The 14,550-nt window shown below is 64.4% G+C and carries 14 protein-coding genes; 8 read left to right on the top strand and 6 right to left on the bottom strand.

Translation table 11 applies throughout. The features are described 5' to 3' along the window. Positions 1–17 precede the first annotated feature (17 nt). Positions 18–971, bottom strand: coding sequence for a LysR family transcriptional regulator (locus tag ACK2SD_RS08415; RefSeq protein ID WP_304483287.1), 954 nt, complete (start codon positions 969–971; stop codon positions 18–20). Between the two features lie 114 nt (positions 972–1,085). Between ACK2SD_RS08415 and ACK2SD_RS08420 the strand changes: the two genes are divergently transcribed. Then, the gene (locus ACK2SD_RS08420; protein ID WP_317872298.1) at positions 1,086–1,835 is read left to right on the top strand and encodes a sulfite exporter TauE/SafE family protein; all 750 of its coding nucleotides are present in this window, start codon (positions 1,086–1,088) and stop codon (positions 1,833–1,835) included. On the opposite strand, the gene ACK2SD_RS08425 is transcribed toward ACK2SD_RS08420, so the two are convergent. From ACK2SD_RS08425 to ACK2SD_RS08440, 4 genes are all read right to left on the bottom strand, one after another. Continuing rightward, positions 1,832–2,509 carry a response regulator transcription factor gene (locus ACK2SD_RS08425; RefSeq protein WP_039579112.1) on the bottom strand — a complete coding sequence of 226 codons (678 nt, stop codon included), beginning with the start codon at positions 2,507–2,509 and terminating at the stop codon, positions 1,832–1,834. The genes ACK2SD_RS08420 and ACK2SD_RS08425 overlap by 4 nt on opposite strands. Before the next feature lie 7 nt (positions 2,510–2,516). Next, entirely contained in the window at positions 2,517–2,894 is a 378-nt protein-coding gene (locus tag ACK2SD_RS08430; protein ID WP_304483284.1) for a translation initiation factor 2, read from the bottom strand. Positions 2,895–3,009: 115 nt separating this feature from the next. After that, on the bottom strand, positions 3,010–3,309 hold the full coding sequence (locus ACK2SD_RS08435; protein ID WP_116888692.1) for a YciI family protein: 300 nt from the start codon (positions 3,307–3,309) through the stop codon (positions 3,010–3,012). A 1-nt stretch (position 3,310) separates the two neighbouring features. Further along, positions 3,311–3,907, bottom strand: a complete 597-nt coding sequence (locus tag ACK2SD_RS08440; protein ID WP_039579108.1) for a septation protein A — start codon at positions 3,905–3,907, stop codon at positions 3,311–3,313. Positions 3,908–3,974: 67 nt separating this feature from the next. Here ACK2SD_RS08440 and ACK2SD_RS08445 point away from each other — a divergent pair, with 67 nt between their 5' ends. The 6 genes from ACK2SD_RS08445 to ACK2SD_RS08470 all read left to right on the top strand — a co-directional run bounded on the left by ACK2SD_RS08445 (position 3,975) and on the right by ACK2SD_RS08470 (position 10,408). Further along, positions 3,975–4,835, top strand: coding sequence for a PHP domain-containing protein (locus tag ACK2SD_RS08445; protein WP_295482511.1), 861 nt, complete (start codon positions 3,975–3,977; stop codon positions 4,833–4,835). Positions 4,836–4,848: 13 nt separating this feature from the next. Then, positions 4,849–5,478 (top strand): L-threonylcarbamoyladenylate synthase, encoded by a 630-nt coding sequence (locus tag ACK2SD_RS08450; RefSeq protein WP_037028294.1) that lies wholly within the window; start codon positions 4,849–4,851, stop codon positions 5,476–5,478. Between the two features lie 125 nt (positions 5,479–5,603). Beyond that, on the top strand, positions 5,604–6,302 hold the full coding sequence (locus tag ACK2SD_RS08455; protein ID WP_162889593.1) for a segregation and condensation protein A: 699 nt from the start codon (positions 5,604–5,606) through the stop codon (positions 6,300–6,302). A 16-nt stretch (positions 6,303–6,318) separates the two neighbouring features. Further along, positions 6,319–7,083, top strand: a complete 765-nt coding sequence (gene scpB / locus ACK2SD_RS08460; RefSeq protein WP_412461878.1) for an SMC-Scp complex subunit ScpB — start codon at positions 6,319–6,321, stop codon at positions 7,081–7,083. A 168-nt stretch (positions 7,084–7,251) separates the two neighbouring features. Beyond that, complete coding sequence (gene rluB / locus ACK2SD_RS08465; RefSeq protein WP_039579097.1) at positions 7,252–8,334, top strand: 23S rRNA pseudouridine(2605) synthase RluB; 1,083 nt, start codon at positions 7,252–7,254, stop codon at positions 8,332–8,334. Positions 8,335–8,986: 652 nt separating this feature from the next. Then, positions 8,987–10,408: an amino acid permease gene (locus ACK2SD_RS08470; protein ID WP_412461879.1), complete on the top strand. Its 1,422-nt coding sequence runs from the start codon at positions 8,987–8,989 to the stop codon at positions 10,406–10,408. Between the two features lie 69 nt (positions 10,409–10,477). Here ACK2SD_RS08470 and ACK2SD_RS08475 read toward each other — a convergent pair whose 3' ends face one another. Further along, on the bottom strand, positions 10,478–11,362 hold the full coding sequence (locus ACK2SD_RS08475; RefSeq protein WP_039579092.1) for a LysR substrate-binding domain-containing protein: 885 nt from the start codon (positions 11,360–11,362) through the stop codon (positions 10,478–10,480). Positions 11,363–11,524: 162 nt separating this feature from the next. Between ACK2SD_RS08475 and ACK2SD_RS08480 the strand changes: the two genes are divergently transcribed. Continuing rightward, complete coding sequence (locus tag ACK2SD_RS08480) at positions 11,525–14,545, top strand: FAD-binding and (Fe-S)-binding domain-containing protein (RefSeq protein ID WP_412461880.1); 3,021 nt, start codon at positions 11,525–11,527, stop codon at positions 14,543–14,545. Positions 14,546–14,550 lie beyond the last annotated feature (5 nt).

The following is a 14,550-nucleotide window of genomic DNA, read 5'->3' on the forward strand; positions in this document are numbered from 1 at the left end:
GATCGTTAGTGCGCTCACTAACTGCGCAGTCCACTGCGCAGTGCCAGGTCCCAAGGCGGTACCGGGCTGAAGCGGCTCTTGAGGAATTCGAGCAACAAGCGGCTGCGAGAGTTCGTTTCATGTTCGAGTCGCAATGCATAGATGCCGGTGGTTTCCGGTTCTGGCAGGCCGTTTTCGCAAAACAGCGGCTGCAATTCGCCGCGCAGCAGGTACTCGCTGACCAGCCAAGTGGGTAGATGCGCGATGCCAAGGCCGGCCAGGGCGCCGAACAGCAGGGTCTCGGCATTGTTCGCGGTCATGCGCAGGCGGGCAGGGCGATACAGCCGCTGTTGGCCATTCACGGTGAAGCGCCAGGCAAAAGGGGGGGCCAGGCCGTCCCAGTCCAGGCCATCGTGCTGCGGCAGTTCACTGGGGCAGCCGGGTACGCCGCGGCTGGCCAAATAGGCAGGACTGGCGCAGGCGATGCGCACCATCTTGGCCAGAGGGGTCGCCACCAAACGGGTGTCGGCCAGCGTGCCGGCGCGCAGGACCAGGTCGACTTCGCCCAGGTGCCCACCGTGCATGTCGACGAAGCTGTCGATCAAGCGCAGTTGCACGTCCAGGCCGGGATAGGCCACCAGAAAGTCGGCGATGGCCGGCGCCAAGTGACGACGGCCGAAGGCGGCGGGCGCGTCCATGCGGATCAGCCCTTCGGGCGCGCTGCTCAACGACACCGCCTCGGCCCGCGCCAGGCGCAGTTCCTCGATGATGCGTCGGGCACGTTCGGCGAACGCGTTGCCCGCCGGGGTCGGGCGCACGGCGTGGGTACTGCGCACGAACAGGCGGCTGCCCAGGGCGTTCTCCAGCGCGTCGATGCGCCGGGCAACGGCCGAGGGGGTCAGCGGATGGCGTCGCGCGGCGGCGGAGAAACTGCCGGTGTGCAACACGTCGAGGAACAGGCTCAGCTGTTCGGTGAGGATATCGGGGCTCATGAAAGGACCTTGCTTGTGCGTGATGCGCATAGCCATTGTGCGCTGCTGTGCGTTTCCCTGCCAGGCACGACTGCGTAGCATGCGGGCATCCAGAACGTGGCGCATGAGGGACTGATGATCGAGTGGTTGATGTATGTGCTGTTGGGGACGGTGCTGGGCACCGTTGGCGGGTTGTTCGGGATCGGTGGCGGCCTGATCGCCATTCCCGCCCTGGGTGTGCTGTTCGGCCTCGATCAACAATTGGCTCAAGGGACCGCGTTGGTCATGGTGGTGCCGAACGTGCTGCTGGCGCTGTGGCGCTACCATCAGCGTAACCGTATCGAGCTGCGACACGCCGTGCCCTTGGCGCTGTGCAGCTTTGTGTTCGCCTGGCTGGGCTCGATCTGGGCGGTGGGGCTCGATGCGCACGCGATGCGTCTGGGCTTCGTGGCGTTTCTGGTGGCCTTGGCCGTGTGGAACGTGGCGCGCATGTTCATGAAGGTGGCGCCACCGAGCAGCCAGTTACGTTATCCCTGGCCATGGCTCGGTGTGCTGGGCTGTTTTGCCGGCAGCATGGGCGGGCTGTTCGGGGTCGGCGGGGCCGTGGTGGCCACGCCCGTGCTGACCAGTGTGTTCGGCGCCTCGCAGGTGGTGGCCCAGGGCTTGTCGCTGGCACTGGCGGCGCCCAGTACCCTGGTGACCTTGGTCACCTACGGTGTGCATGGCAGCGTTGACTGGCGCATGGGCGCTGGCTTGGCCATCGGCGGGCTGCTGAGCATCAGCTGGGGCGTGCGGCTGGCCCATGCGCTGCCTGAGAAGGTGCTGCGCACGCTGTTCTGCGTGTTCTTGATCCTGTGCGCGGTGATGCTGGGGCTGGAGCTCTAGAGGCTGTAGTAATAACCCCGGCTGCGCAGGGCGACGATGCGCGGCCGGCCATCGGCATGGGGGCCGATTTTCTTGCGCAGGTTGCTGACGTGCATGTCCAGGCTGCGGTCGTAAAGCGTGAGTTTGCGGCCCAGGGCGAGCTGCGCCAGGGCCTGCTTGTCCAGCGGCTCGCCGGGCTGGCGCAGCAGGGCTTCGAGGATACGGCTCTCCGACAGGGTCAGGCTCATCTCGCGCTGATCGATGCTGACCACGCCGCGCACCGGGCTGAAGATCAGGTCACCGATCTCGACCTGGGTACTGGGCGCAGCCGGATGACTGCGGCGCAGTACGGCACGCAGGCGGGCGGTGAGCTCGCGTGGATCACACGGCTTGGCCAGGTAATCGTCGGCGCCCAGCTCCAGGCCGAGAATGCGATCCAGCGGTTCGCCACGGGCCGAGAGCATCAACACGGGCAGTTCGGCGTGCTCGCTGCGCAGTTGCTTGAGCAACTCCAAGCCGCTGCCGTCGGGCAGCATCACATCCAGCACCACGGCCGCCGGCGCCTGGGCGGCCAAGGCCTGGCGCGCACTTTCGCCATCGTGGCAGGCGCGGACCGCAAAACCTTCCTGAGTCAGCCAACTGCCGAGCAGCTCGCACAACTCCTGGTCATCATCAATCAGTAACAGCTCGCTCATGACTCACTCAATTCAACCATTGCCGACGTCTTCTGTGTCCGCCGCTGGCTAAGATACCGCACACAGCCGATAACAGTGCAACGCCCGAGCCGATCACGAACCACTGTTGCTGTTCGGTGAGCAGGTGCAGCGGGCCGCTGGCCTGCTGTTTCTGCACGGCTGCCTGCAAACGCTGGTTCTCCTCACGCAGGCGTTCGAGCTGGGTGCTGTCGATTCCCTGGAGTTGTCGGCTCAGCACCGCGCGCTGCTGCTCGCTGGCTTGCAGGCGCTGCTGCAGTTCGCTGACACGTGCATCGGTATCCGTCGAGTGCGGTTGCTCGGCGAGCGCGAGGGGGGAGGACGACAGCAGGCAGCACAGCAGCAGGAACAACGGACCTTGGCGCATCGGAACTCCTGATTCTCTGATTCGATTCAGGAGGTTGTCGGCAGGTGGCCGCGATAGATGAATGTTCAGCAAAAGGCCTGTGCGCCGCTGAACGTGCGTACAGGCCTGGGGCCGGTCAGGGCAGGACTTGCTTGAACGGCTTGACCACCACCTGCGCGTAGACGCCGGCCGCCACGTAAGGGTCGGCATTCGCCCAGGCCTGGGCTGCGGTCAGCGAGTCGAACTCGGCGACGATCAGGCTGCCGCTGAAGCCTGCCGCCCCGGGATCGTTGCTGTCGACGGCCGGATGCGGGCCGGCCAGCACCACGCGGCCTTCGGCCTTGAGCTGCTGCAGCCGCTCGATGTGCGCGGGGCGTGCGGCCAGGCGCCGTTCCAGGGAATTTTCGACGTCGCTGGCGATGATGGCGTAGAGCATGTCAGTCCTTGGGTTTGGAAGGGGAGGTGTCGGCGTCGTGCAAATGGCGCGACAGGTAAACACCCTGGGCGATGAGGAAGACCACGGTCATGCCGAGGCTGCCGAAGACTTTGAAGTCGACCCAGAAGTCCTGGAAGGTGAAGGCGACGAACAGGTTGGCCGCACCGCAGACCAGGAAGAATGCGATCCAGGCCAGGTTCAGGCGGGTCCAGATTACGTCCGGCAGGGTCACGGCGTGGCCCATGATGCGCTTGATCAGGACCCGATCGCCGATGAAATGGCTGCCGGCGAAGGCCAGGGCGAACAGCCAGTTGACCACCGGTGCCTTCCATTTGAGGAAGGTTTCGCTGTGGAAGGCCAGGGTCAGGCCGCCGAACACCAGGCAGGCGACCAGGGTCAGCAATTGGCTCTTTTCCAGCCGGCGCTGGCGCAGGAAGACGGCGCCATAGACCACCACAGAGCTGACGATGAGCATCGCCGTGGCGCTGTAGATACCGCCGAACTCGAAGGTGTGGCCGGCGAATTCCAGCGGTCGCGGGTCCATCTTGTAGACGATGAAGAACAGCAGCAGCGGGATGAAATCGATGAATTGTTTCACAGTGGCAGCCAGAAGCGGGATGTGACGGCATAATAACAAACATCGATTCCGGCGAAAGCGCTCCTCCATGAATGTTGATCTGCACTGTCACAGCACGGCCTCCGACGGCGCCTTGTCGCCCACGGCACTGGTCGCGCGCGCCCATGAACACGGGGTGCGCACGCTGGCGTTGACCGATCACGATACCCTCGAAGGCTTGTCGGAGGCGCGTGCCGCCTGCCTGGAGCGGGGCCTGCAGTGGGTCAGCGGTGTCGAATTGTCATGCACCTGGGGCGGGGCCACCATTCATGTGTTGGGTTACGATTTTGCGCTCGATGCGCCGCCTCTGCTCGAGGCCATCGAACAACTGCATCGCGGTCGCTGGATGCGCGCCGAGGACATCGCCCGACGCCTGGCGGCCAAGGGTATGCCCGATGCCCTCGACGGGGCCCGGGCGGTGCAACAGGCGTTGGGCGACAGCCAGAATGCGCCGGCGCGCCCGCATTTTGCCGAATTCCTGGTCCGTGCCGGCTACGTCAAGGACCGCGGCGAGGCTTTTCGCAAGTGGCTGGGCGCCGGCAAACTGGGCGACGTCAAGTTGCACTGGCCGACGCTTGAGGAAACTGTCGCGACCCTTCGTCAGTCAAACGCTTGGGTCAGCCTGGCCCACCCGATGCACTACGAGCTCACCCGCAGCAAGCGCAGGCGCCTGATCGCCGACTATATTCAAGCGGGAGGGCAGGCACTGGAAGTGGTCAATGGGATGATGCCGCCCGAACAGGTGGGCACGATGTCCATTCTGACCCGTGAGTTCGGCCTGCTGGCAAGCGCCGGCAGTGATTTCCACGGCCCCGGCACCTGGGGCGAGATCGGTGCCTACCGGCCCCTGCCCGAGGACCTGCCACCTCTGTGGCGCCGATTCCATCATGAACAGCCTATGGCGGTATGAACAGGACGACGAAGTGAGCCAATTCTTCCAGATTCACCCGGAGAATCCGCAGTCGCGGCTGATTCGTCAGGCCGTGGAGATCATTCGCAAAGGCGGAGTGGTGGTCTATCCGACCGACTCGGCTTATGCCCTGGGTTGTCAGATTGGCGACAAGGCGGCGATCGAGCGCGTCCGGCGTCTGCGAGGCCTGGACAAGACCCACAACTTCACGCTGATGTGCTGCGACATGTCGCAGTTGGGGCTGTATGCCAAGGTCGACACCGGCACCTTCCGCCTGCTCAAGGCCCATGTGCCCGGCCCCTACACGTTCATTCTCAACGGCACCCGCGAGGTGCCGCGTTTGCTGCTGCATGAAAAACGCCGCACCATCGGTCTGCGTGTGCCGAACCATGCGATTACCCTGGCGCTGTTGGCCGAGCTTGGCGAGCCCCTGATGAGCGTCAGCCTGATCCTGCCGGGCGACGACGAACCGATGACCGATCCCTACGAAATCCGTGAGCGCCTGGAGCACCACGTCGACCTGGTGATCGACGGTGGATTCGGCGATCTCAAGGCGTCCACCATCATCGATCTGTCCGGCGACGCGCCGCAGCTGATCCGCGAAGGGTGTGGCGACCCGTCGCCGTTCCTGGTCGACGCGTGAGCCAGGCCGACGCCCCCGAGGCCCTGACGCACGAACCTGAAACGCCGCAGCAATTGCAGTTGGCGCTGGTCTATGGCGAAGCCCTGACCGAGCTGCCCATCGACCTGTATATTCCGCCGGATGCGCTGGAGGTGTTTCTCGAAGCCTTCGAAGGCCCGCTGGACCTGCTGCTGTACCTGATCCGCAAGCAGAACATCGACATCCTCGACATCCCGGTGGCCGAGATCACCCGGCAGTACATGGGCTACGTCGAGTTGATGAAGTCCGTGCGCCTGGAGCTGGCTGCCGAGTACCTGGTGATGGCCGCCATGCTCGCTGAGATCAAGTCGCGCATGCTGCTGCCGCGCTCCAGCGAAGTCGAGGAAGAAGAGGGCGATCCGCGCGCCGAGCTGATCCGTCGCCTGCAGGAGTACGAGCGCTTCAAGGCTGCCGCCGAGGACATCGACGGCTTGCCGCGCATTGGCCGCGAGGTGCTGGTGCCGCAACTGGAGGCGCCCCAGGCCAAGGTGCGCAAGCTGCTGCCGGAGGTGGCGCTGGAGGAGATCCTGCTGTCCATGGCCGAGGTCATGCGCCGCAACGACCTGTTCGAAAGCCACCAGATCACCCGTGAGACGCTCTCTACCCGCGAGCGCATGAGTCAGGTGCTGGAGCGCTTGAAGGGCGGCGGCTTCGTACCCTTCGTCGAGCTGTTCGAGGCCGAGGAAGGCAAGCTTGGGGTGGTGGTCACCTTCATGGCGATTCTCGAGCTGGTGAAGGAATCGCTGATCGAACTGGTGCAGAATGAGCCGTTCACCCCGATCCATGTCCGAGTCCGCGCCGAGTAACGGTCAAACTACCCCGATGAACCTCAATGAACCCCGCGACCTGGCGTCGCTGATCGAAGCTTTTCTGTTGGCCAGCGGCAAGCCGCAGTCGCTTGAGCGTCTCTACGAGCTGTTCGAGGAGGCCGAGCGGCCGGCGCCGGCCGTGTTCAAGAAAGCGCTGGCAGCCTTGGAGAAATCTTGCGCCGGGCGCGCCTTCGAGCTCAAGGAAGTGGCCAGCGGCTATCGTCTGCAGATCCGCGAAACCTACGCGCCGTGGGTCGGCCGGCTGTGGGAAGAGCGCCCGCAGCGTTACTCCCGTGCGCTGCTGGAGACCCTGGCGCTGATCGCCTACCGTCAACCCATCACCCGCGGGGAGATCGAGGACGTGCGCGGCGTGGCGGTCAACAGCAATATCGTCAAGACGCTGATGGAGCGCGAGTGGATCCGCATCGTCGGCTATCGCGAAGTGCCGGGCCGTCCAGCGATGTTCGCCACTACCAAGACGTTCCTCGATCACTTCAATCTGCGTAGCCTGGACGAACTGCCGCCGCTGGCCGAACTGCGGGAAATGGAGCCGCAGGTGCTGGCTGACGACCCGGACGAGGCCCCGGTGCCTGCGCATCTGCAGGCGCTGGCCGACGCCAGCCTCGCCGATGAGGCCCAGGAGGGTGAGCCGAAGGAGCAGACCAGCTTCCGCAGCTTGTTGGTGGAGCTCGACGCGATGGAGGAGGGGCTCAAGACCGATTTCGATGATTTGCGCCAGGCCGATGATGCGGTCGAGGCGCCGGAGGACAAGGTCTGAGGGCCTGGCACGGGCTGCGCCCATGATCACGTCGACGCGTTGCCTACCGTTGGGAAAAAAACACCTGCGCCCCGATGCATCGCTTGCGTCAACCACGTACAATGCGCGCCCCCTTGGCGCATCCGTCGCCGAATCGCTTTCATACACCGTACACCGGGAGGTGCCCAGATGAGCGACAAAGACCTGCAAGAAACCCAACCCACCCCGCCGTCCGGCGAAAAGCTGCAAAAGGTGCTGGCGCGCATTGGCGTGGGTTCGCGCCGTGACGTCGAAGCCTGGATCAGCCAGGGCCGCATCAAGGTCAACGGCGTCGCTGCCACGCTTGGTCAGCGCGTCGACCTGCACGATGCCATCGCCGTCGATGGCAAGCTGATCAAGCGCGAGGAAGCCGCCGAGGCGACCCGCCGCGTCATCATGTACAACAAGCCCGACGGCGAGATCTGCACCCGTGACGACCCCGAAGGTCGCCCCACCGTGTTCGATCGCCTGCCGCGTCCCAAGGAAGGCCGTTGGATCAACATCGGTCGCCTGGACATCAACACCACCGGCTTGCTGCTGTTCACCACTGATGGCGAGTTGGCCAACCGCCTCATGCACCCCTCCTACGAGATGGACCGCGAATACGCGGTGCGCGTGCGGGGCGAGGTCGATGACGAGATGATCGACCGCCTCAAGGCCGGTGTGATGCTCGAAGACGGCCCGGCCAAATTCACCGACATCCAGAAGGCGCCCGGTGGCGAAGGTTTCAACCACTGGTATCACTGCGTGGTGATGGAAGGTCGCAACCGTGAAGTGCGCCGGTTGTGGGAATCCCAGGGCATGGTGGTCAGCCGCCTCAAGCGTGTGCGCTTCGGCCCGGTATTCCTCAACTCAGACCTGCCGATGGGCCGCTGGCGTGAAATGAGCCAGGGCGAAATCGATATCCTGGCAGCCGAAGTCGGGCTGCAGCCGGTGGCGCTGCCGACCCTCAACCTCAAGGCCAAGGACAAGCTCGAGCGTCTGCAGCGCAAGTCCACCCGTCCGCTGGGCCGTGGCGAGCGCGTGCGCAACCTGCGTCCTGCCCAGGAGGCGGGCGAGCGCCAGCCGCGCGAGGCGGCTGAGCGTCCGGCACGTCCAGTACGCGAAGAGGCCCCGCGCAAGGGCAATCGCGGCAGTGCCGTCGCCGAGCGTCCAAGCGAGATGCGTAAGCGTGCGACCAAGCCCGGCGCTGACAAGCCGGCCGGCCGTGGACGCGGCAAGCCACGCGGCTGATCGGTTTGCGCAGTGCATGAGCCAGCCCTCGGGCTGGCTTTTTTGCACCTGCGCAAAGAGCTGGAAGGCTATTACAAGTCCTTGAGCAAAAAGTCTTTTTCCAGCCTGTGGAAGATCTGGTTTCCACCTTGTAAAGAAAAGTGTACGAACGCTTCGCACAGGCCTTGAAGCAAACGCCGCAACGGCGCCACCTGTAAAGCCAGCGTTCCGTATCGGGGTGCGTTGGCACGTTTCTGTCTGCACCACGGGCCTTGTCGGACGCGTGCGTTCTCACCGATAGTCCAGCCATTGCCCCGTGCACCGCGCAGCCACGATGCTGCGCCCGACAACAATAAATGGAGGCGCCATGTACGCCGATCATCCCGCCCCAGTCGGCCTCTCCCTCAGGACCGCTGCGTTTTGCCCCGAGCAAACCACGCAACGCGTTGATGCCTGCGCGCTCGCAGGGGTATACAATGCGCCGCGTTTTACCTGTGACCCCCTCGCGTACCACGCATTCTCGCCGACACCCGGCTGATCTGCCCCAGGCCCAGCGCCCGGCGCGGCGCCAGGGTCCGAGAACCCAAGGTAACCACCTTGCTTCATTCCGCTGTGCCACGAGCGCTGCGGGTCCGATTCCGTCACAGATAAAAACAAGCAGGTGACTTCGTTCATGAGTGGACAACATTCGCAGCCGTCAGGCGAACTCAAGCGCGGCCTGAAGAACCGCCACATCCAGTTGATCGCCCTGGGCGGTGCCATCGGCACCGGGTTGTTCCTGGGCTCGGCCGGGGTGATGAAATCCGCCGGCCCGTCGATGATTCTCGGTTATGCCATCTGCGGCTTCATCGCCTTCATGATCATGCGCCAACTCGGCGAGATGATCGTCGAGGAGCCGGTGGCAGGCTCATTCAGCCATTTCGCCCACAAATACTGGGGCGGTTTCGCCGGCTTTCTGTCGGGCTGGAACTGCTGGGTGCTGTATATCCTGGTGGGTATGTCGGAACTGTCGGCGGTCGGCAAGTATGTCCACTACTGGTGGCCGGAGATCCCCACCTGGGTCACGGCGGCGGGTTTCTTCGTGCTGATCAACGCCATCAACCTGATGAACGTCAAGGTGTTCGGCGAGGCTGAGTTCTGGTTCGCGATCATCAAGGTGGTGGCCATCGTGGGCATGATCGCTTTGGGCGCCTACCTGCTCACCAGCGGCAGCGGCGGTCCGGAGGCTTCGGTGAGCAACCTGTGGAGCCACGGCGGTTTCTTCCCCAATGGCGTCAGCGGATTGGTGATGGCATTGGCGATCATCATGTTCTCCTTCGGCGGCCTGGAAATGCTCGGTTTCACCGCTGCCGAAGCCGACAAGCCGAAGACGGTGATTCCCAAGGCGATCAACCAGGTCATCTACCGCATCCTGATCTTCTACATCGGCGCGCTGGTGATCCTGCTGTCGCTGACACCGTGGAACAGCCTGGTGGCGAGCATCGACGCGTCCGGCGGCAGTTATGGCAGCAGTCCGTTCGTGCAGGTGTTCTCCCTGCTGGGCAGCGACGTGGCGGCGCACCTGCTCAACTTCGTGGTGCTCACTGCCGCATTGTCGGTCTACAACAGTGGCACCTACTGCAATGCGCGCATGCTCTACGGCATGGCCGAGCAGGGCGACGCGCCGGCGGCCCTGGCGAAAATCGACCGTCGTGGCGTTCCCGTCCGGGCGATCCTGGCTTCGGCGGCCTTTACCCTGATTGCCGTGCTGCTCAACTATTTCATGCCGCAACAGGCCCTGGAGTTGCTGATGTCGCTGGTCGTGGCGGCGCTGGTGATCAACTGGGCGATGATCAGCTACTCGCACCTCAAGTTCCGTCAGCACCTGGACCGCACGGGCCAGGAACCGCTGTTCAAGGCGCTGTGGTATCCGTATGGCAACTACCTGTGCCTGGCCTTCGTGGTGCTGATCCTGGGCATCATGCTGCAGATTCCGGGGATCCAGATTTCGGTCTACGCGATTCCGGTGTGGTTGCTGGTGATGTACGTTTTCCATGTGATCAAGAGCAAGCGCATGGCGCAGGCGGGCGAGGCTACGCGCAGCGTGGTCGAGTGAAGCGCGGTTGATGCCATCAAACCCGGTGCCAGGTAACGGGTACCGGGTTTTTCGTTGTCTGGGCGAAAGCTAGATCTGCTCCAGCAACCATCCGCGAAAGGCCCGCAACGACGGCAGCCCTTCATTGCGGGGTGGATAGATCAGGTAGTAGCTGCGCTGGCTGGCGAATGCCCCTGCGGGACTGAACAGCTCGCCCTTGGCCAATTCCTCGGCCACCAGGATCCTGGGCACCAGGCCGATGCCGATACCCGCACGGACCGCCTGGATCAAATGCGAGGTCAGCTCGAAGCTTGGCCCCAGGCGCATCGAGCGATGCGCCAGTCCATGGTGGGAGAACCATTCGCCCCAGGCGTGCGGATTGTTGGCGACGTTGAGCAGCAGCTCTTCGCTGATCCGCCGCGGCGTCCAGCCATCGGCTGCAAGTGCCGCTTGCGGCGGCAGGATCACCACCAACTCTTCGGCATGCAGCCGATGACAGATCAAGCCAGGTAGGTCGTGGCTGGCCACGCCGATGGCGGCATCGATTTCGCTGGTGTCGAAGTCGATGGCTTCGATACGTGAATGAATGTGTACCAGCATGCCTGGGTGCGCCTGATAGAACGCGTGCAAGCGGGGCAACAGCCATTTCGAGCCGAAAGTCGGCAAGGTCGCCAGGCGCAAGGTGCCGACCCCGGATTGGTAGGCCAGGGCCTGCAGGGTGGCGCTGCGAATTCGACCCAGGGCTTCGCTCAGTTCGCGCTGGTACAAGCGGCCCACATCGGTCAATTGCACCTGGCGCCCCTCGCGGCGGAACAGCGTCAGCCCCAATTGCTGCTCCAGCGCCTGGACCTGGCGACTGACCGCGCTCTGCGTTAGCGACAGCTCGACGGCAGCGCGGGTGTAGCTTTCATGGCGCGCAGCCGCCTCGAAGGCCAGCAGCAGCGACATCGAGGGCGTCAAGTGGCGGTAATTCATTCATGAAACTCATCGATAGCGGCAGGATTATCCGTTTGCCCTCGAGCGGAAACTACAGGAACATGGGCGCATCCGTCATCTGGCCTGTCGGCATTCATGCGTGCTGCGCAGGTGTCAGTAACGTCCACACCGTGATCAGACCTATCAAGAGGCCATCCTTCGATGATCGCCCAGTTGCCTGTCCGTGCGCCTGCCGCCGGTTACCCCGAATTCCTCGACGCTCTGCGTGCCAGCGGTTTCCGCGGCCAGATCAGCGCCGACTACGGCACCCGCACGGTGCTGGCCACCGATAACTCGATCTACCAGCGCTTGCCCCAGGCGGCGGTGTTCCCGCTGGACGCCGACGATGTGGTGCGGGTCGCCACGCTGATGGACGAGCCGCGCTTCACCCAGATCAAGCTGACCCCGCGCGGCGGCGGCACCGGCACCAACGGCCAGTCGCTCACCGATGGCATCGTCGTCGACCTGTCGCGGCACATGAATGCCATTCTCGAGATCGACGTCGAACAGCGCTGGGTGCGGGTGCAGGCCGGTGTGGTCAAGGACCAGCTCAATGCCGCGCTCAAGCCCCACGGGTTGTTCTTCGCCCCTGAGCTGTCCACCTCAAACCGCGCCACCCTTGGCGGCATGATCAACACCGATGCCAGCGGCCAGGGCAGTTGCACCTACGGCAAGACGCGCGATCACGTACTCGAATTGCACAGCGTGCTGCTCGGTGGTCAGCGCCTGCACAGCCTGCCGCTGGACGACGCAGCCCTGGAACAGGCCTGCGCCGCACCCGGACGGGTGGGCGAGGTGTATCGCACGGCGCGCGACATCCAGCAGACCCAGGCCGAACTGATCGAGGCGACCTTTCCCAAGCTCAACCGCTGCCTGACCGGCTACGACCTGGCGCACCTGCGCGACACGCAAGGTCGCTTCAACCTCAACAGCGTACTGTGCGGCGCCGAGGGCTCATTGGGCTATGTGGTCGAGGCCAAGCTCAATGTGCTGCCGATTCCCAAGTATGCGGTGCTGGTCAACGTGCGCTATGCCAGCTTCATGGACGCGCTGCGCGATGCCAATGCGCTGATGGCGCTCAAGCCGCTGTCGATCGAGACGGTCGACTCCAAGGTGCTGATGCTGGCGATGCAGGACATCGTCTGGCACAGCGTGGCCGAATACTTCCCCGCCGATACGCAGCGTCCAACCCTGGGCATCAACCTGGTCGAGTTCTGCGGCGATGAGCCGGAGGCGGTCAATGCGCGGGTGGCGGCGTTCGTCGAGCACCTGCGCAGCGATACCAGCGTCGAGCGCCTGGGCCATACCTTGGCCGAGGGCGCCGAGGCGGTGACGCGGGTGTACGCCATGCGCAAGCGGTCGGTGGGGCTGCTGGGCAACGTCGAGGGCGAGGTGCGGCCGCAGCCCTTCGTGGAGGACACCGCCGTGCCGCCGGAGCGCCTGGCCGACTACATCGCCGAGTTCCGCGCGCTGCTCGACGGCCACGGCCTGGCCTACGGCATGTTCGGTCATGTCGATGCCGGTGTGCTGCATGTTCGGCCGGCGCTGGACATGAAGGATCCGGCCCAGGCCGCGCTGGTCAAGCCGATCTCCGATGCGGTGGCGGCGCTGACCAAACGCTACGGTGGCCTGCTCTGGGGCGAGCATGGCAAAGGCCTGCGTTCGGAGTACGTACCCGAATATTTCGGCGAACTGTACCCGGCCCTGCAGCGCCTCAAAGGTGCCTTCGACCCGCGCAATCAACTCAACCCTGGCAAGATCTGCACCCCGTTGCACAGCGCCGAGGGCCTGACGGCGGTCGATGGCGTGACCCTGCGCGGCGACCTCGACCGTCACATCGACGAGCGCGTCTGGCAGAGTTTTGCCAGCGCGGTGCACTGCAATGGCAACGGCGCCTGCTACAACTACGACCCCAACGACGCCATGTGCCCGTCGTGGAAAGCCACCCGCGAGCGCCGCCACTCGCCCAAGGGCCGCGCCTCGCTGATCCGCGAGTGGCTGCGCCTGCAGGGCGAGGCCGATATCGACGTACTGGCCTCGGCGCAGCGCAAGGCACCGTGGTTCAAGGGCCTGCCCAAGCGCTTGGCCAACCGGCGCGCGCAGCGCCAGGGGCAGGCCGACTTCTCCCACGAAGTCTACGACGCCATGGCCGGTTGCCTGGCGTGCAAGTCCTGCGCCGGGCAGTGCCCGATCAAAGTCAACGTGCCGGACTTCCGTTCGCGTTTCCTCGAGCTCTATCACGGGCGCTACCAGCGCCCGTTGCGTGATTACCTGATCGGCTCGCTGGAATTCACCATTCCTTACCTGGCCCGCGCGCCGGGCCTGTACAACGCCGTGATGGGGTCGAAGTGGGTGAGCCGCCTGCTGGCCGATCAGGTGGGCATGGTCGACAGCCCGCTGATCAGCCGCTTCAACCTGCAGGCCACGCTGACCCGCTGCCGGGTGAAGATGGCCAGCGTACCCACCCTGCGCGAACTGACGCCGATGCAGCGCGAGCGTAGCCTGGTGCTGGTGCAGGATGCCTTCACCCGCTATTTCGAAACGCCGCTGCTGGCCGTGCTCATCGAGCTGGCGACCCGCCTTGGCTATCAGGTGTTTCTCGCCCCCTACAGTGCCAATGGCAAGCCGCTGCACGTACAAGGTTTCCTCGGTGCGTTCGCCAAGGCGGCGATTCGCAATGGTCGTCAACTCAAGGCCCTGGCCGACTGCGGGATACCCTTGGTCGGGCTGGATCCGGCGATGACCTTGGTTTATCGCCAGGAATACCAGAAAGTCGATGGGCTCGAAGGCTGCCCCAAGGTGCTGCTGCCTCAGGAGTGGTTGGTTGATGAGCTGCCACGCCAGGCTGCAGGGCAGGGCGGCAGCTACCGTCTGCTGGCCCACTGCACGGAGAAGACCAATGCGCCGGCCAGCACGCGTCAGTGGGAACAGGTGTTCGAGCGGTTGGGGCTCAAGCTGGTGACCGAAGCCACCGGTTGCTGCGGCATGTCTGGCACCTACGGCCATGAGGCGCGCAACCAGCAGGCGTCGAAGGCCATCTTCGAGCAGTCCTGGGCGGGCAAGCTGGACAAGGCAGGCGAGGCCTTGGCGACGGGTTATTCATGCCGTAGCCAGGTCAAGCGCATGACCGACAAGCCGTTGCGACATCCGTTGGAGGTCGTGCTGCAACATCTGCTGCGCTGATCCTG

It is taken from the genome of Pseudomonas sp. SC11, from assembly GCF_047039205.1.
GTDB classification, from domain to species: domain Bacteria; phylum Pseudomonadota; class Gammaproteobacteria; order Pseudomonadales; family Pseudomonadaceae; genus Aquipseudomonas; species Aquipseudomonas boreofloridensis.